Source organism: Rhodopseudomonas palustris (assembly GCF_013415845.1).
Lineage (GTDB): Bacteria > Pseudomonadota > Alphaproteobacteria > Rhizobiales > Xanthobacteraceae > Rhodopseudomonas > Rhodopseudomonas palustris_F.
In genome coordinates this window covers 2,638,249-2,655,960 of the sequence record NZ_CP058907.1, presented here as the reverse complement: position 1 = coordinate 2,655,960, position 17,712 = coordinate 2,638,249, and the positions used below count along the sequence as shown (strand labels likewise).

General features: G+C 65.5%; 18 protein-coding genes. 7 read left to right on the top strand and 11 right to left on the bottom strand.

Going from position 1 to position 17,712, the window contains the following annotated elements; all coding sequences use genetic code 11:
* Positions 1-160: 160 nt before the first annotated feature.
* From HZF03_RS12140 to HZF03_RS12125, 4 genes are all read right to left on the bottom strand, one after another.
* Complete coding sequence (locus tag HZF03_RS12140; protein ID WP_119018305.1) at positions 161-760, bottom strand: class I SAM-dependent methyltransferase; 600 nt, start codon at positions 758-760, stop codon at positions 161-163.
* A 69-nt stretch (positions 761-829) separates the two neighbouring features.
* Positions 830-1,825: an N-acetyl-gamma-glutamyl-phosphate reductase gene (gene argC / locus HZF03_RS12135; RefSeq protein WP_119018316.1), complete on the bottom strand. Its 996-nt coding sequence runs from the start codon at positions 1,823-1,825 to the stop codon at positions 830-832.
* Positions 1,826-1,839: 14 nt separating this feature from the next.
* Complete coding sequence (locus tag HZF03_RS12130) at positions 1,840-2,505, bottom strand: FMN-binding negative transcriptional regulator (protein ID WP_119018304.1); 666 nt, start codon at positions 2,503-2,505, stop codon at positions 1,840-1,842.
* A 104-nt stretch (positions 2,506-2,609) separates the two neighbouring features.
* A complete protein-coding gene (locus HZF03_RS12125; RefSeq protein WP_165858119.1) occupies positions 2,610-2,750 on the bottom strand; it encodes a hypothetical protein in 141 nt (46 codons plus the stop codon).
* Positions 2,751-2,954: 204 nt separating this feature from the next.
* Here HZF03_RS12125 and HZF03_RS12120 point away from each other — a divergent pair, with 204 nt between their 5' ends.
* Positions 2,955-3,500, top strand: a complete 546-nt coding sequence (locus HZF03_RS12120) for a DUF2087 domain-containing protein (protein WP_119018303.1) — start codon at positions 2,955-2,957, stop codon at positions 3,498-3,500.
* Positions 3,501-3,644: 144 nt separating this feature from the next.
* On the opposite strand, the gene HZF03_RS12115 is transcribed toward HZF03_RS12120, so the two are convergent.
* Positions 3,645-4,634, bottom strand: coding sequence for an MBL fold metallo-hydrolase (locus tag HZF03_RS12115; protein WP_179906307.1), 990 nt, complete (start codon positions 4,632-4,634; stop codon positions 3,645-3,647).
* A gap of 85 nt (positions 4,635-4,719) precedes the next feature.
* On the bottom strand, positions 4,720-5,250 hold the full coding sequence (locus HZF03_RS12110; RefSeq protein WP_119018301.1) for a DedA family protein: 531 nt from the start codon (positions 5,248-5,250) through the stop codon (positions 4,720-4,722).
* A gap of 457 nt (positions 5,251-5,707) precedes the next feature.
* Here HZF03_RS12110 and parE point away from each other — a divergent pair, with 457 nt between their 5' ends.
* Positions 5,708-7,759: a DNA topoisomerase IV subunit B gene (parE, locus tag HZF03_RS12105; RefSeq protein WP_119018300.1), complete on the top strand. Its 2,052-nt coding sequence runs from the start codon at positions 5,708-5,710 to the stop codon at positions 7,757-7,759.
* A gap of 12 nt (positions 7,760-7,771) precedes the next feature.
* Here parE and HZF03_RS12100 read toward each other — a convergent pair whose 3' ends face one another.
* Positions 7,772-8,059 carry a HigA family addiction module antitoxin gene (locus HZF03_RS12100; RefSeq protein ID WP_119018299.1) on the bottom strand — a complete coding sequence of 96 codons (288 nt, stop codon included), beginning with the start codon at positions 8,057-8,059 and terminating at the stop codon, positions 7,772-7,774.
* 13 nt (positions 8,060-8,072) lie between these two features.
* The gene (locus tag HZF03_RS12095; RefSeq protein ID WP_119018298.1) at positions 8,073-8,360 is read right to left on the bottom strand and encodes a type II toxin-antitoxin system RelE/ParE family toxin; all 288 of its coding nucleotides are present in this window, start codon (positions 8,358-8,360) and stop codon (positions 8,073-8,075) included.
* A 141-nt stretch (positions 8,361-8,501) separates the two neighbouring features.
* Between HZF03_RS12095 and HZF03_RS12090 the strand changes: the two genes are divergently transcribed.
* A complete protein-coding gene (locus tag HZF03_RS12090; RefSeq protein WP_119018297.1) occupies positions 8,502-8,972 on the top strand; it encodes a hypothetical protein in 471 nt (156 codons plus the stop codon).
* A 145-nt stretch (positions 8,973-9,117) separates the two neighbouring features.
* Positions 9,118-9,306, top strand: coding sequence for a hypothetical protein (locus HZF03_RS12085; protein WP_042441071.1), 189 nt, complete (start codon positions 9,118-9,120; stop codon positions 9,304-9,306).
* Between the two features lie 33 nt (positions 9,307-9,339).
* Here HZF03_RS12085 and HZF03_RS12080 read toward each other — a convergent pair whose 3' ends face one another.
* Positions 9,340-10,245, bottom strand: coding sequence for an SDR family oxidoreductase (locus HZF03_RS12080; protein WP_119018296.1), 906 nt, complete (start codon positions 10,243-10,245; stop codon positions 9,340-9,342).
* A gap of 98 nt (positions 10,246-10,343) precedes the next feature.
* Here HZF03_RS12080 and HZF03_RS12075 point away from each other — a divergent pair, with 98 nt between their 5' ends.
* Positions 10,344-11,180, top strand: a complete 837-nt coding sequence (locus tag HZF03_RS12075) for a helix-turn-helix transcriptional regulator (protein ID WP_119018295.1) — start codon at positions 10,344-10,346, stop codon at positions 11,178-11,180.
* Between the two features lie 54 nt (positions 11,181-11,234).
* Here HZF03_RS12075 and HZF03_RS12070 read toward each other — a convergent pair whose 3' ends face one another.
* Both HZF03_RS12070 and HZF03_RS12065 read right to left on the bottom strand, forming a co-directional pair.
* Complete coding sequence (locus HZF03_RS12070) at positions 11,235-12,740, bottom strand: caspase family protein (RefSeq protein ID WP_119018294.1); 1,506 nt, start codon at positions 12,738-12,740, stop codon at positions 11,235-11,237.
* A 177-nt stretch (positions 12,741-12,917) separates the two neighbouring features.
* A complete protein-coding gene (locus tag HZF03_RS12065; RefSeq protein WP_119018293.1) occupies positions 12,918-14,603 on the bottom strand; it encodes a methyl-accepting chemotaxis protein in 1,686 nt (561 codons plus the stop codon).
* Between the two features lie 385 nt (positions 14,604-14,988).
* Here HZF03_RS12065 and HZF03_RS12060 point away from each other — a divergent pair, with 385 nt between their 5' ends.
* Positions 14,989-15,951, top strand: coding sequence for an AraC family transcriptional regulator (locus tag HZF03_RS12060; RefSeq protein WP_234832224.1), 963 nt, complete (start codon positions 14,989-14,991; stop codon positions 15,949-15,951).
* 273 nt (positions 15,952-16,224) lie between these two features.
* Positions 16,225-17,643, top strand: a complete 1,419-nt coding sequence (locus tag HZF03_RS12055; RefSeq protein ID WP_119018291.1) for a DEAD/DEAH box helicase — start codon at positions 16,225-16,227, stop codon at positions 17,641-17,643.
* Positions 17,644-17,712: the final 69 nt, after the last annotated feature.

Sequence of the window (17,712 nt, the reverse complement as noted above, 5' to 3'; positions counted from 1 at the left end):
CCGGCACAACTCACTCAATTATCACTGCAAGCTAATCGCATATGTTGCGGCCTTGATACTAACAGTACGCTAACTGAACAGCGACCGGCTTGGTGAGACCGAACAGCAACACTGTGTCTCACTTTGCACAGTCGCGCGCGAGCTCAGTAGCGGTAAGCAGTCACTCCGGCTTCCGCACCGACACATGGAGGAACTGAGCAAGTTCCTGATCGAACCCCTTGCCTTCGCTGCTCTCGACCGCGACCGACGCCCAGGTTCCAGCTTCCGCGTAACGCGCGCGAAGCCACTCTTCGGACGGGTAATTGTAGTAGCGCGCGAGCTTGTCGCGCCCTTCGCCTTCGCCGGACTTGTAGCTGGCGTAGAACAGGCCGCCCGGCTTCAGCGCCCGCCAGATCAGCTTCAGCACGTCGGCTAGCTCGTCGCGCGGCACATGCAGCAGGCACGCATGGGCCCAGACGGCGTCGTAAGCATCGATCGCGTCGAGCTGATGGAACAGCATGGTGCGCACCGGTCGTCCGAGCCGGCGCGAGGCTTCCGCCGCGAGTTCCGGCGAGCCATCGGTCGCATCCACATCGAAGCCCGCCGCGAGCATCGCTTCGGCCTGGTAGCCGGCACCGCAGCCGAGTTCGAGGATCTTGGCGCCCGCCGGCAGTTCGCCCAGGAATTTGATCAGCGTGGCGCTGCGCGGCTGGCGCTCGGCGTAAGCGGTGGCGTTACCGCGGTAGAACCGCAGCGTGTCGTCGTCGAAAGCTTGGGTCATGTCAGGCTCCAAAATGACGTAGCTCCCGCCACGGGAGACGGGAGCCACAAAGCTCTTAGCAGCGGAGAGCTAGTCGACCGAGACTGTGTCGGGCAGCCCCAGCATCAGGCGCATGTTCTGGACGGCGGCACCGGAGGCGCCCTTGCCGAGATTGTCGAGCCGCGCCACCAGCACCGCCTGGCGGTGGGCATCGCTGCCGAACACGTAGAGTTCAAGCCGGTTGGTGTCGTTCAGCGCTTCCGGCTCGATCCGGCCGGCCGCGTAAGGCGCAGCATCCAGCGGCGGCACCGACACGTAGGTGCTGCCGGCATACCGCTGCGCCAGCGCGGCGTGCAGGTCGGCGACCGCCGGCTTGCCCGGCAGCGTATCGAGATGCAGCGGCACCGACACCAGCATCCCCTGGCGGAAGTTACCAACCGAGGGAATGAAGATCGGCCGGCGCGACAGGCCCGCGTACTTCTGGGTTTCCGGCAGATGCTTGTGCGCGAAGCCGAGGCCGTACAGCTCGAACGCCGGCGCGGTACCGGCCTCGTAAGCCGCGATCATCGACTTGCCGCCGCCGGAATAGCCGCTGACGGCGTTGATCGTCACCGGATAGTCGGCCGGCAGCAGGCCGGCGTCGACCAGCGGCCGCAGCAGCGCGATGCCGCCGGTCGGGTAGCAGCCGGGATTGGCCACCTTCTTGGCGGCGCGGATGTTGTCGGCCTGATCCGGCGCCAGCTCGGCGAAGCCATAGACCCAGTCCGGCGCGACGCGGAACGCGGTCGAGGCGTCGAGCACCTTCGGGCCCGCGGCGCCGAGGTCGTCGATCAGCGCCACGGTCTCCTTGGCGGCCTCGTCCGGCAGGCACAGGATGACGAGATCGACCTCGGCCATCAGCGCGCGCTTGGCGCCGGGATCCTTGCGCTTGTCGTCCGGGATGTCCTTCACGGTGACCTGGCCGTGACGGGCCAGCCGCTCGCGGATGCCGAGGCCCGTGGTCCCGGCGGCACCGTCGATGAACACCACCGGTTTGCCACTCGCAGCCTTCGCTTGGCTTGGGATGGTGCTGTCGGTCAGGGTCATGTGGAGTTCCTTGATCAAGCGGGTTCGCCGGCGAATGCCGGCACGGTGTAATCCAGATGCGGCCGCAGCGCGACCATCTCGGCGGCGATTTCCTGCGAGCCGGCGTCGGGCTGGCGCGCCAGCGCGGCGGCGACTGCGACGTGATCGGCGTCGGACTTGTGCTGGTTGAGCTTGAAGCTGCCCGTCACCGCGTCCACCCGCATCATCACCCCGACGATCGCCTGTTTCATCGCATTGCGCCGGCCGGCCGCCATCTTGGCCATGGTCCACGGCCGCTTCGGCGCCAGCGCGCTTTCGAACACGGCGCTGACGTCGTCGAGCTGCGCGTCCAATTCGCTGGCCGACATCACCGCGGCCGGCCCGGTCAGCTGCACGCTGCGATACAGCCAGGTCGGTACCTGGTCCGGCGAAGCGTACCAGTCGGCCGACACATAGGCATGACCGGCGGTCACCGCCATCAGCCACGGGGTGCGGGCGTCGGCGCAGCGCGCCAGCGGATTGTTGCGCGCGATGTGGAACGACAACAGCGGGGTGCCGTCGCTGGCGTATTGGATCGCGAACGGCAGCGGGGAAGCGATCGGCCCGGCGGCGTCATGGGCGCAAGCGAGGCCGAAACCGCGCGCCGCCGCGAACGCAAGGCAGGCGGACCGATCGGGCTTGAATTGGGGTGGCGCATACATGGCTAAGAGCTCCTGGTTTGAACGGGAGCCGCCGGATCGATTGCGCGTAAGGGGATTTGAAGCTCACCTGCCGCGGACCGTAACCGGCGGCAGGGACGACGCTGTCAGACGCGCGCGTCAGCCCATGCCGCGGGAATGCGGCGGCGGACTTTGGCGGTGGTGAGCGCGTTGAGCATGGCGCGATTGATAGGAGCGGTTACGCACCCGGTCAACCCGCGCTGCGCGCGGATCTCGGTCGCGATCATGACGAGCGCCGCACGCACAGCTTGCAAATCGCGCTGTTGGGCTGTATTTCCCCGCGCACTGGTCGGCAGTTCACCAAGGCGTCGCTGTCCCCTCGGGGAAGCTAAACCTGCCTGTTTCCTCGATCGGCAGACACTTGTCCCGTGCCGCCGTCGTAAGTCAGCGACCAACGACATTCATCGTTCGGCACGATCGAGGATGAGGTCATGACCAGAACTGCTTTCCCGTTCGCCACCCAGGATGTCTCCGCGCTGGCGCGTGTGCTCAACCGCGAGCTCGACGCGCAAGGCCACAAGCTCGGCCATGTCGAGATGCTGAACCTGCTGGCGCGCTCGGCCGGCTATCGCAACTTCCAGCACTTCCGCGCCCAGTTCGACGCCGAGGAGCGGCTGCAACGCCAGCCCGAACCGGAGCCGGTCGCCGATCTGCAGAAGGTCGCGCAGGCGACGCGTTACTTCGATGCGAGCGGCGTTCTCACCCGGTGGCCGAAGAAGGCCAGCCACCGCCTGCTCTGCCTATGGGTGATGTGGTCGCGCGTGCCGGCGGGGCGCGAGTTGAGCGAGAAGCAGTTCAACGAGCTGCTGCTCGGCCATCACGGCTTCGGCGATCACGCGCTGCTGCGCCGCATGATGTGCGACACCGGCCTGATGACCCGCACCCGCGACGGCCGGGTGTATCGCCGGGTCGAGCAGAAGCCGCCGCCGGAGGGCGTCGCGTTGATCCGCCACCTCGCCCCGCGGCTCGCGGCCTGACACGCGGTCATTGCGAGGAGCGCCCGGATCGGCGCTTCGCGCCGTCCGAGCACAGGCTCCGCGACGAAGCAATCCTGCTCAGTTCAGGGGCTGGATTGCTTCGCTGCGCGCGCAATCACGAGACGCCAAGGATCGGGGACGGTCTCAGATCACCGGGTTCCACGGCGCCGGCACCATGCGGTAGCCGTCGGCGGTCTTTTCAATGTGGCCCATCGCCGGGAATGGGAAGTGGAAGCCCTGCACCCGCATCTTCTCGGCGGCGAGCATGTCGTAGGTCTTGCGACGGGTGGTTTCCGCCATCGCCGGATCCTGATCGAACATCAGGTGCCAGCCCGGATGGGTGACGAACAGCGCCGGCACATTGGTGACGTCGGACTGGATGAACACCTTGTCGCCGCCGGACGACAGCACGAATGAGGTGTGGCCCGGGGTGTGGCCGCGGGTCTCGACGGCGAGCAGACCCGGCGCGACGTCCTTGCCCCACTCGTAGGGCGTGACCTTCTTGTTGAGCCCGGTGTCGAACACCTTTCGCACGGTCTGAAACACGCTCTGCATCCGGCCCGACGGCGCGCGGCTCATCTCGCCATCGTCCATGAAGTATTTCCACTCCGCGGCCGGCACCAGCACCTCGGCGTTCGGAAACGCCGGCTTGCCCGACGCATCGAGCAGGCCGTTGATATGGTCGCCGTGGAAATGCGAGATCACCACCAGGTCGACCGCCTTCGCATCAAACCCCGCGGCCGCCATGTTGCCGGCGAACTGGCCGACATTGCCCTTGCTCGACGCGAACGCGCCGGGGCCGTTGCCGGTGTCGAGCACCACCAGCTTGCCGCCCGTATTGATCACCAGCGGCGCGAACTGGATCGAGACCTTGTCCTTCGGCAGGAACGCGGCTTCCAGCGCCTCGCCGACTTCGTCCTTCATGACGTTGAGCACGAAGCCGTCGGACAGCGGGAAGGTGCTGATGCCGTCGGACACCACGTTCACCTGAGCGTCGCCGACCCGGTAGCGGTAGTAGCTCGGCGCCTGCTTGTCGGCGACCGGCGCCGCCGCCTGGGCGGGCGCGCTGCGCAGCAGCGGCGCCGCCGCCAGCGCGGCGGTCGCAGTGAGGGCGTGACGTCGGGTCAGATCCATGGGTGTCCTCGCTGGTGATTTGCGGCGCAGTCTAAGCCGCAACTCATGGCGCGATCACGTCATGACGCGCATTTGATCGGCGACGTCAGACCGACCGCAGGATCCAGCCGAGCCCGATCGACAGACCGTCTCCGAACAGCAGCAGCACCGCCGACCACACCAAGGCCGACACCACATTGGCAATCTGGAACGGCCAGAATGGCATCTCGAAGATTCCCGCCGCGAGCGGCACCGAGGCGCGCAGCGGCCCGAAGAACCGGCCGATGAAGATGCTGGGGACGCCCCATTTGCGGACGAAGTCCTCGCCCCGCCGCAGCAGCCCGGGATACTTCGACAGCGGCCAGATCTGAGCCACGTTGTCCTTGTAGCGGTAGCCGAACCAATACGAGACCCAGTCGCCGAGCGCGGCGCCGACGCCGCCGGCGATCCACACCGGCCAGAAGCTCAGGCCGGACACCCCGATCAGCGCCCCAATCGCGACCAGCGCGCCCCAGGCTGGGATCAGCAGCGAAACGAACGCCAGCGACTCCCCGAACGCCAGCGCCAGGACCACGGGCGCGGCCCACGCCTCATGCTGGCGGACGAACTCGGCAATGTCGTGGATATAGGCTTCCATGGTCTTTCAGGTGGCCGCCGTCCCCCGACGCGACCTTTCATATAGCTGTCGCAATAGCACGGACCATGGCAGGTCCAACATGCGACACGCCCTTCCGGACCAGACCCGCATGGCCGCAATGCGGCCGGCCGGCGCGACCTGACGCCTCAGCGCGATGATTGATCGAAGGCAAGCCTTTGCCGGTGCTTGGGTATCTCACGGTACAGAATTCCCCAAGCACCCGGGCTCTATCCAACCCCGCCGGGGCCGCCTATATGGCTCTCGCAATGGTCGACCAGACCCGAATGGTGTGGATGCAAGCCCGCGTTCGTGCATCTGGCCCCTGCCCGCGTCGGCAGCTCGCGCCGGCCGGGTCTCGACCCAGCGTCACACCCGCAGCCCTTCCATGGCATAGTGCAACACAGCGATTCGTACGGCCTCAGCCGTTCGCACGACATCAGAACAGACTCCAGGACTCATGGCCAAGGCATTGAAGGCAAGCTCGAAATCGAAATCCGGCAACGACCTGTTCGAAGGGGCGCCGAAGTCTGCTGCGCCCAAGGCGCCGGCCAAGCCGAGCGGCGCCGAGGATGGTTATACCGCCGCGGACATCGAGGTTCTGGAGGGGCTTGAGCCGGTCCGGCGCCGGCCCGGCATGTATATCGGCGGCACCGACGAGAAGGCGCTGCACCATCTGTTCGCCGAGGTGATCGACAACTCGATGGACGAGGCGCTGGCTGGCCACGCCACCTTCATCGAGGTCGAGCTGACGGCCGACGGCTTCCTCACCGTCTCTGATAACGGACGCGGCATTCCCGTTGATCCGCATCCGAAATTTCCGAAGAAGTCGGCGCTCGAAGTGATCATGTGCACGCTGCACGCCGGCGGCAAGTTCGACAGCAAGGTGTACGAGACCTCGGGCGGTCTGCACGGCGTCGGCGTCAGCGTCGTCAATGCGTTGTCGTCGCGTCTTGAAGTCGAAGTGGCGCGCGGCCAGCAGCTCCACCGGATGGTGTTCGAGCGCGGCCACCCCAAGGGCAAGCTGGAGAGCCTCGGCAAGGTCAACAACCGCCGCGGCACCCGCGTCCGCTTCAAGCCGGACACTGACATCTTCGGCGCCAAGGCGGCGTTCAAGCCGCAGCGGCTGTTCAAGATGGCGCGGTCGAAGGCGTATCTGTTCGGCGGCGTGAAGATCCGCTGGAAGTGCGATCCGGAACTGCTGAAGGGCATCGAGGACGTTCCGGCCGAGGATGAATTCCATTTTCCGGGTGGCCTGAAGGACTTCCTCGGCGCGGCGATCCACAACGACACGCTGGTGCACCCGGACATCTTCGCCGGCAAATCCGGTCGCAATGGCGCGCACGGCGCCTGCGAATGGGCGGTGGCCTGGACGGCCGATGCCGACGGCTTCCTGTCGTCCTACTGCAACACCGTCCCGACACCCGATGGCGGCACCCACGAGTCGGGCTTGCGCAGCGCCCTGCTCCGCGGTCTGAAGGACCACGCCGAGCGTGCCGGCCAGGGCAAACGCGCCTCCTCGATCACCTCCGAAGACGTGATGGTCGGTGCTGCGATCATGCTCAGCGTGTTCGTGCGCGAACCCGAATTCCAGGGCCAGACCAAGGACCGCCTCGCCACCGCCGAGGCGCAAAAGATCGTCGAACAGGCGATCAAGGACCCGTTCGACCACTGGCTGTCCGGCAATCCGGTCCAGGCCAACAAGCTGCTCGATTTCGTCATCGAACGCGCCGAGGAGCGGCTGCGCCGCCGCCAGGAAAAGGAAATCTCGCGCAAGACCGCGGTGAAGAAGCTGCGGCTGCCGGGCAAGCTGGCCGACTGCACCTCGACCGCGGCCGAAGGCTCCGAACTGTTCATCGTCGAGGGCGACTCGGCCGGCGGCAGCGCCAAGCAGGCGCGCGACCGTTCGACCCAGGCGGTACTGCCGCTGCGCGGCAAAATCCTCAACGTCGCCTCCGCCGGCAAGGACAAGGTGGTGGCGAACGCCCAGCTGTCGGACCTGATCCAGGCGCTCGGTGTCAGCACCGGGGTGAACTACCGCGAGGAAGATCTGCGCTATTCGCGCATCATCATCATGACCGACGCCGACGTCGACGGCGCCCACATCGCCTCGCTGCTGATCACCTTCTTCTATCGGCAGATGCCGAAGCTGATCGACGAGGGCCACCTCTATCTCGCGGTGCCGCCGCTGTACCGCCTGACCCACGGCGCCAAGACGGTGTACGCGCGCGACGACGCCCACAAGGAAGAGCTGCTGAAGAAGGAGTTCAACGCCAACGCCAAGGTCGAAGTCGGCCGCTTCAAAGGCCTCGGCGAGATGATGCCGGCGCAGCTCAAGGAAACCACGATGGATCCGGCCAAGCGGACCATGCTACGCGTGGTGCTGCTCCCCGACGACCGCGACGGCACCGCCAATTCGGTCGAGCGACTGATGGGCACCAAGGCGGAGGCGCGGTTCGCCTTCATCTCCGAAAAGGCCGAATTCGCCAGCGACGAGCTGCTGGACGTGTGAGGACTCGATCGGTCAGGCGGCGTCCGCCGGCCGCACCTGACGGTCGATCTCCGCGCCCTTGTCACGCTCGATGACGGCGATGTCGTACTGGCTCTGCAGATCGAGCCAGAACTGCGGAGCATTTCCGAAATAACGACCCAGCCGCACCGCGGTATCCGCAGTAATCGACCGACGACCGTTGAGAATGTCGGTGATCCGTCCAGACGGAACGCCGATGTCCAGCGCCAGCCGGTTGGCGCTGAGTTTCCGCGCCGCCAGTTCTCGCTTCAGCAGCCGGCCGGGATGGGAAACAGGAGTCATGGTCGTCCTCTTTTCACCCTTTGTGATAGTCGACGATCTCGACTTCGAACGCATCACCTTTGCGAAACTCGAAACAAATCCGCCACCGGTCGTTGACCGTCATCGCCCATTGGTTCCTGCGCACGCCCTTGAGTTTGTGTAATCCTACGCTCTGTAGAGGATTGAGATCTTGCAGCGACTTGGCGGCATTCAAAGCCAGCAACAGATCGATCGCGGCCTCGACATCAAGGCCGCGGAATTGGTCGAACCGGCTGCCGTCCCATAACTTCCGGGTGGCAGCATTGCGCCATGACCGGATCATGGCAAATTCATACTACGGCAAACGGCGAACCTCAAGCCGCTCGGCTTGAGCAGTTGGCGAAGCTGCGGCAGGCTGCCTGACCTTTTGCCTTCGCAACCTTGATGTCGCAGCGGCGTTTGCAGCGATTGCCGGAGACCGCTGATGACACGACACGCGCTTCTGATCACCGCCGCAATCGTCCTGGTCCCTGACCTGACCAACGCCCAGCCCCGCACGCTCGACTGGCAGCGCTACAACGTCGCCGCGGGCTCGGCGGCCGCCGACGTGCCGCGCGCGATCTTCAGTGAGGACGGCGGGCCGGCGCCGGACGGCCCCGGCCGGCGGTTCGTCTCGGCCGACGGCCGTGCCGATCTCACCGTGCAGGCGGTGCCCAATCCCGACGGCGCCTCCCCGGCCGCCTTCCTGGCTGCGCGCAAGCCGCCGTCGGGCATCATCTATCGCCGCGTCACCCCGCGGTTCTTCGGCGTCTCCAGCATCCGTGACGATCGCATCTGGTACAATCGCTGCAATCGTGCGGCGGGCGTGATGCATTGCGTGCTGATCAACTATCCGGCGGCCGAGAAGCGCAAATGGGACGCGATCGTCACACGCATTAGCCGGTCACTGCGCTGACCCTGCGGGCGGGCCCAAGGCCCTCCGTCATTGCTGCAGCAATCATCAATGCTGCAGCAATCTGCTCGCGCGCGCCGACCCACACCCCGCATCAAACCGCGCGATCCTGCTTGAACATGCCGGCCAAACCGTGCCTAATTCGTCGATGCGCACACTGTTTCTCGTCATCGGCGTCATCGCCCTGCTCGTGGGTCTGGTTTGGACCGGCCAAGGTGCCGGCCTCATTCAATGGCCGGCCCAGAGCTTCATGATCAACCAGTCGCAGTGGATGTGGTACGGCGCCTCGACCGCGTTCGGCGGGCTGCTGCTGATCTTCATCTCGCGCAAGGCGTGAGACGGCACGTGGCAAGCGGCCGCCTCACCAACGTCAGCTCGCCGTGCGCAGCTTGCGATAATCCATCGCCTTTAGATCGGTGAGCAGGTCGGGGCCGGTCGGTGTCCAGTTCAACCGGCGACGCGTTGCCGCGCTCGACGCCCGCATGTCCATCGCCATGAACGGCGCCAGCCAGCCGAAGTGACCGACCGCCTCATCGGCTTGCAAAGCGACCACCGGAACGCCGAGACCTGCGCCGATCGTCTCTGCGATTTGGCGCATACTGACGCCTTCCTCGGCGACCGCATGATAGCGGGCGCCGGCCTCGTGATGTTCGAGAGCGAGCCGATACAGGCGCGCGGCATCGTCGATATGGACCGCCGACCAATGGTTGCTGCCGTCGCCCACATAGGCCGACACGCCCTTGGCCCGGCCGATGTCGATCAGTGGCGAGATCAGGCCCTGCTTTTCGGTGTCGTGCACCTGCGGCAGCCGCACCACCGCAACCGAGACGCCCTTGTCGGCGGCCTCCCGGCCGGCGCGCTCGCTGGCGATCCGCGGCAAAGCATGAGCCCAGTCGACCACCTCCTCCACGGCCGGCAGACCGGCCCCCGGGGCGCCGATGCCGGTCGCCGACGTAATAATCAGCGGCCGGTTCGAGCCCTTCAGCACCTCCGCCATCGCGCTGATCACGCGCGCGTCCTTGGCGCAATTCTCGAGATAGCGCGAGAAGGTGTGATCGAACGCCGTGTGGATCACGGCATCCGCCTGCTCGGCCCCGCGCGCCAGACTGCCGGCATCTTCCAGCGTGCCGCGATGAACGCTGGCGCCTGCCCAAGCCAGCCAACGCTCGCCCGCATCGGAGCGGGTCAGCCCGGTCACCTGATGGCCGGCGGAAAGCAGTTCTTTGAGGACGTGCGAACCGACGAAGCCGGTCGCACCAGTGAGGAAGACACGCATCAGACACCTCCGAGTTTGTTCGGCGGCAAATCTGGCGGTATGTCTAAACCTGTTAAAGTCGTGACATTATCCTGGTATAACGATCAACAGGATCAGACGTGACTCCTGATCAGAACGCGCTCGGTTCCTACCTGCGCAGCCGCCGGACGCGACTCGACCCGGCCGCCCTCGGTTTCGCCGTCGGCCGGCGTCGCACGCCTGGACTGCGGCGCGAGGAAGTGGCGCAGCGCGCCAATATCAGCCCCACTTGGTACACGTGGCTCGAACAGGGCCGCGGCGGCGCGCCGTCGGCCGCGGTGCTCGATCGCATCGCCAAGGGCCTGATGCTGACCGAACCCGAGCGGGAGCATCTGTTCATGCTCGGCCTCGGCCGGCCGCCGGAAGTGCGATACACGCCTGCCGACGGCATCTCGCCGCGATTGCAGCGGGTGCTGGATGCGATGCCGCTCAGTCCGGCCATTATCAAGACCGCAACCTGGGACGTCGTCGGCTGGAACAAGGCCGCCGCGGCGCTGCTCACGGACTACAGCAAGCTGCCGCGCGAGCAACGCAACATCCTGCGCCTGCTGTTCGGCAATGCTCGCAAGCGGGCCCGGCAAGAGGACTGGAGCAGCGTGGCGCGCTTCGTCGTCGGCGCGTTCCGTGCCGACGTGGCCCGCGCCGGCGCCGCCGGTACTGAAGAGGTCTCCCGGCTGGTGGATGAGCTGTGCCGGCTCAGCACCGAATTCGCCGCGCTGTGGCAGGACAACGACGTCGTCGCGCATGGCGAAGGCGTCAAGTGCATCAAACACCCCGAGGCCGGTCGTCTGGACCTGGAGTTCTCGTCCTTCGCGGTCGAGGGGCGCCCCGAGCTCGGCATGATCGTCTACAATCCTGCCTCGCCGCAGGTGGCCGAGCGCGTTCGCGCACTGATCGAGGCGAAGGACGCGTCATGACGGACCGGTACTATTCTGGCCGAGCCCCCGACCGATCGAACTGCGACACGCACCTCACCGCCGGAACGTCTTGATCTCCGACACGCTGCCATCGCGGTAAGTCAGCTCCACCGAGACCGACGTCACGTTCGGCGCCAGCTTCAGATACGGCTGCGCGCTGCTCGGGATCGCGATCGGATCGCGCATGTCGCAGGGCGGCATCTTCAGCACCTTGTCGGGCACCGCGCTGTCGATCCCGATCCGGATTTCCCGGATCGCGCAGCGGTAGGACATCAGGTGCGTGTAGTACACCAGCAGGCCATTGTACTCGCGGAACGACAGCCAGCTCGTCGCCGTCATATCGAGAATCTTGCGCTGATCGCGGATCAGTGCCGCCTCCGGTTCGAACTTGATCGGGAACGGCCCCTGCATCTCGCCCTGCGCGTCGATGTAGCGCAGCTCGATGGTGCCGGCCGGCGCATCCGCGGGAAGCTGGATCGACGGGTTCGGCATCCGCTTGCGAGTGCGGGGATCGAGCGCGTCCATGAAGCCGGTTTCGCGGAACGCGCCCTCGCCCATCCGCCACGAGATGCCGAGCGTCGGATCAGCGATCGAGAACGACACCGTCCAGCCGCCATTGTGCCGGGAGAAGCTGGCGATCGGCGCGTTCAGCGCTTCCAAAGCCGGCGGTTTCAGCGGTGCCACCGGTGGCAGAGCAGCGACCTTCTGCGAAGGCTCCGTCGCGGCGGCGCTTGGCTGCGGCCGACCGTTCAGGAAGACGTCGTCGACCATCTGGTCGAAATACACCGGGACCTGTTTGTGGCCGACGGTGTCGGCCATCTCGCTGACGGCGCGCCGCGTGCGCTGCGCGACCTGCACCAGGTTTTCGCCGGGATCGAGCAACTGCTTCACGAACACCCGGGTGAACACCGAGTTCGGATTGCTGTCGGTGTCGGACAACCGGTCGAGCGCAGTCTGCCGCGGACCGGCCGAGAAGATCGAGAACACGCCTTCAGGCAGCGTCGTCATCGGTGCCAGCCCGCCGCGCCCGGCCAGCGCACGCACGCCGCGGCGCTCGAACGGATTGTTGCGGCAGGCGTCGAGCACCAGGATGGCGGTGCGCGCGCCGCGGTTCTGCAGCCGGTCGATGATGCGGTCCGCCATGATCGAAGCATCACGCACCAGTTCTTCCTGGCCTTCAGTGGCAGCCGGCACGTCGATCGGCAGCAGGTAGTTCTGCCCCGCGATCTCGAAGCCATGGCCGGCGTAGAAGAAGAACGCGGTGTCGCCGGGTTCGATGGTGGTGTCGAACGCCAGCTGGCTCTGGCTGAACGCGGCGCGGGTCTGGTTTTCAGCGACCATCACCTGGAAGCCGAGCGTCTTCAACGCATCGCCAATGGTGCGCGCGTCGTTCACCGCCTTCTGCAGCCTGGGGACGTTGCGGTAATCGTCGTTGCCGATCACCAGCGCCACCCGCTTCGCAGCCGATGCGGGGCCGGCGACCAGCAGCGCAAGCACACAGGCGACGGCCGCGAAGAGTGCAGCTCCGTGCCGCGTACAGGCCCTTCCGATCGATCGCATTCTAGTCCCTCAAAGCGAGGCGGCCGGATCGCGTCCGCCTGCGCCATAGTCGGTCAGAACCCGAGCACGGTTCAACCGAAAAGGACGTCGATGGCGGCCACGATCCGGCCGGGTGGTGCGGACCTTTTGAAAGTCCACACCCGGGGCAACTGGTTGTCGGCAAAGAGCGGCGACCGCTTACGCGGCGCGGACGGTTTCGAGGAATTTGCCGACTTCCATCCTCAGCCGGTTGCTGTCGTTGGCGAGCGACTGCGCCGCCGACAACACCTGCGTCGATGCCGAGCCGGTCTCGTTGGCGCCGCGCTGCACGTCGACCACGCTGGCCGAGACCTGCTGCGTGCCCATCGCCGCCTGCTGGACGTTGCGCGAGATCTCCTGCGTCGCCGCGCCCTGCTCTTCCACCGCCGAGGCGATCGTCGATGCGATCTCCGACATCTTCGAAATCGTGGAGCCGATCTCGCGGATCGCGTTCACCGACTCGTGGGTTGCAGCCTGGATGCCGCCGATGTGCTGACTGATCTCGCCGGTCGCCTTGGCGGTCTGCTCGGCGAGCGCCTTCACTTCCGCCGCCACCACCGCAAAGCCGCGTCCCGCCTCCCCGGCGCGCGCCGCTTCGATGGTCGCGTTGAGTGCCAGCAGATTGGTCTGGCCGGCGATGGTATTGATCAGTTCGACGACATCGCCGATCCGCGTCGCCGCCTGCGACAGTTCGCCGACGCGTTCGTTGGTGCGTTGCGCCTGAGTTACCGCCTCATGGGCAATGCGCGCAGAGTCCTGAACCTGCCGGCTGATCTCGGTGACCGACGAGGCCATCTCCTCGGTCGCCGACGCCACCGACTGCACGTTCGCCGACGCCTGTTCGGATGCTGCAGCAACGGACGTCGTGACTTCCTGCGCGCGCTGTGCGCTGGACGTCAGCGTCGTCGCCGATGCTTCCAGTTCGGTCGAAGCCGACGACACCGCGCGGATCACCTCGCCCACCGCCGCTTCGAAATGGTGAGCGAGCTTCTCCATCTCCTGCTTGCGCTGGGCGGCGATGATGCGGTCCTGCTCGGCTTTACCCGCCGCCTCCTGCCGTGCCTTCTCGGCGAGCATCAGCTTGATGTCGTTGACCGCGTTCGCGGTCTGGCCGATCTCGTCGCCGCGCTCGGTGCCCGACACCTCGACGTCGTGACCACGCGCCATCTCCTGCAGATCGCCAACAAGCCGACCGATCGGACGAGCGATGCCGAACTGCACGATCGCAAACGCCAGTGCCAGTACCGCCAGGAAGCCACCGCCGACTACCAGAATCGTCAGCTTGATCGTGCTGGCAACCTCGGCTGAGGCCGCATGCGAGCGGTCGCTCAGCTCTTTGTCGAGCCGATTGCTGATTGTAAACTGCACATCACGCACGTCTTGATTGTGCTTGGCCAGGTCTTTGGCGAGACGAACCGCAAGCTCGTTGTTGTTGGCCATTGTGGCCTGCTCCAGCGGGGGGTAGTCCTTCGTCATCATGTCGTCGAACATCCGATCGATCCGATCGAAGTCCGCGGCAAATTGCGGCAAGCCCTTTTTCGCCTGCGCGACGAAATCGCTAAATTCCTTGTGGTTGGCCGCAATTTCCCGGCTGAGCTTCTGCATTTCGGCCATATCGGTTTCGGCGATGATCCGCCACGACATCCGACCGAAATTGTACAAGCGGGCGTTGGCGCGGAAGTTGGCTTTCATCCCCTGAACTTCATTCTCGAGCATTGCCGCATAGGTCCGATCGATTTCCTCCATCTTCGAAGCGGAGAACCAGATTCCAAATCCGACGACGACACTGAGCAATAAGAAACAGCCGATGATCTTGTAGAGCAATTTGACGTTCGAAAGCTGCATAGCAGGTACCCCAACCCTTAATGTGCCGACCCGTCGCACCAAACGTTCGCGCATTGGCCGATGTTGCTAGCGCCGACGGTGCCGGCTTTCGATAAATTCACCTCCTCACGACATCGTCGTGCGATGCGTGAATTGATCAAAGCTACCGGCATTCCAACGGTGGTGCTCCAAACACACAACATCGATCATCGGCTGTATCAGGAGGCTACTAAGCGCCAGTAAGTACAAATTCGGTCAGTTAGGACAAAACCAGGAGATGGGTCGACAAAGCTGTCACAACGGTCGAAATAACGAGACCATCAACTGGAGTCAGCGTGAGCGTCAGATGAATTCGGAAGACATCGTTTCAGATTTGGATCGGGAGTTACTGCAGGATTTTCCGCTGGTGCGGAGCCAAGATCCGATCGAAGCGAGAGACATCCTGCGGCGCTATGGCGTCGACATGATCGTCTCGAATCCCAGCGGCTTCTTCATGCGGACCAACCTCGCCGAGCTGCCGCATATCGGCTTGTATTTCGTCCATAGCTCCGGTGCGACCCGGCTGGTGATCCCCGAGCGCGAGATCGCCCTGGTGCATCTTTCCCTCCAGGGTGACGCGTTACTCTCCAGCGGCGCGCGCCGCGTCGAACTGTCGCAAGGTTCAGCTTGTATTTGTTCGCCAGGGGTGAGTGCCCAGCTCGAATTCGGACAGAACTCGCGGCAATTGCTGCTGCGGATGCCGCAGCGGGTGCTCGAGCGCGCGATCGCTGCGCTGGTGGGTTTCAAGCCTCGGCAGCCGATCCTGTTCGAGCCGGCGATCGCCAATGAGGAGCCGCGCTATCTCGGCTTCAGAGATCTGGCGACGCTGCTCGCCTCACGGCTCGACTCCAGCTACTCGGTCTGGCCGAAGAACGTGCTGCTCCATCTGGAGCAATCCTGCATCACTGCGCTGCTGTATTGCAGCCGGCACAATCTAGGCCACCTGCTGGAGAACGCCAACGCGGTGAACGACGACGTGCCGCGCTACGTGCGGACGGCGGAGCACTACGTCGAGAGCCACCGCGACGAAGACATCAGCATCGAGGACATCGCACGGATTGCCGGCGTCAGCATCTCGACCCTCACCCGCGCCTTCCTCAAGCATCGCGGCTACTCGCCATCGGCTTACGTCAAGCGCGCCAAGCTCAACCACGCCAAGCGGCTGCTGGAGACTGGCGCCGCCACCACGCTGATCGGTGTCGCGCTCCGTTGCGGGTTCGCCAACCCGAGCCGCTTCTCCCAGGACTATCGAGAGGCTTTCGGCGAATCTCCGACCGAAACGCTGCGCCGCTGCCGCCCCAATCGAGGCCCCGAGACGCAAAAACATTAAGCTAATTCAGCCGTTTCATGCGCCGGCGCATTGACTTTGGCCGATTCAGGCCTATGTTCCGCCCGTAATGCGGCTCGGTATTGCGTCAAGTGATACCCAGATTGAGCCGCCTGTCCGCGATCCGACTTCCCCGTGCACGATTGCTAGCCGCTCCGGGGTTGAGCGCGACAGTGATTTCCGAAGAATCCATGCGGCGGTTCGATTTAGTGGCGTGCCCCCCGAGTTCCGGCCGAAGGTGTTAGAACCAGGCCGCGCCCCGACAACAGAGGCTCGATGTCTTTTTCCAATCTGGGACTTTCCGAGAAAGTCCAAGCCGCCGTCGCCGCCGCCGGTTACGTTTCGCCCACTCCCATTCAGCAGCAGGCGATCCCCCACGTCCTCGCCCGCAAGGACGTCCTCGGCATCGCCCAGACCGGCACCGGTAAGACCGCCGCGTTCGTGCTGCCGATGCTGACGATGCTGGAAAAGGGCCGCGCCCGGGCTCGCATGCCCCGCACACTGATCCTCGAACCGACCCGCGAACTCGCCGCCCAGGTCAAAGAGCAGTTCGACAAATACGGCGCCGGACAGAAGCTCAACGTCGCCCTGCTGATCGGCGGTGTCTCGTTCGGTGACCAGGACCTCAAGCTCACCCGCGGCGTGGATGTCCTGATCGCCACCCCGGGCCGCCTGCTCGACCACACCGAACGCGGCGGCCTGCTGCTCACCGGCGTCGAGATGCTGATCATCGACGAAGCCGACCGGATGCTCGACATGGGCTTCATCCCGGACATCGAGCGGATCTGCAAGCTGGTTCCCTTTACCCGGCAGACCCTGTTCTTCACCGCGACGATGCCGACCGAAATCCGGCGCATCACCGAGACCTTCCTGCACAATCCCGAAAAGATCGAGGTCAGCAAGCCGGCCTCCACCGCGGTGACGGTGACCCAGTCGCAGGTGCCGTGCGGCCGCGAGCCGCACGAGAAGCGCGAGACGCTGCGCCGGCTGATCCGCGGCGCCACCGACCTCAAGAACGCGATCATCTTCTGCAACCGGAAGCGCGAAGTGGCGCTGCTCGCGAAGTCGCTGCAGCGCCACGGCTTCAGCGTCGGCGCGCTGCACGGCGACATGGACCAGACCGCGCGGACGGCCGCGCTCGAAGCGTTCCGCAAAGGTGACCTGCCGATCCTGGTCGCTTCCGACGTCGCCGCTCGCGGCCTCGATATTCCGGAAGTGAGCCACGTCTTCAACTTCGATGTTCCGCATCACCCCGACGACTACGTGCATCGGATCGGCCGCACCGGCCGCGCCGGCCGCACCGGCACCGCGGTGACGATCGTCGCGCCGTCCGACCAGAAGTCGATGGCCGCGGTCGAGAAGCTGATCGGCCAGGCGATCTCGCGGGCCGAAGTCGGGCCGTCGGTCGAGAGCGAGGCTGCCAGCACCGAGGCCGAGGCCGAGCGTCCGTCACGCTCCCGCCGCGCCGCGCCGGAAGCCCGTCAACGCGAACCGCGCCGCGAGCCGCGCGAACAGCGCGAGCGCAAGCCGCGCCGCGAGCCCCGCAGCCCCGCAAGCACCACAGGCACCACAGCGCCCCCCACCGCCCACGCCTCCTTCGGCTCCCCCCCTCCCGCTCGCGACACCTCGTCGGAGCCGGGGGATCATTCGCATTTGCCGGCGTTTCTGTTGCGCCCGGTGCGCGCGCGGGGCTGATGGGCGATTGGGCGGTGTTTACGAGGCCTTCACCACCCGCGCCGTAACCTTACACCGTTTCAAACAAGC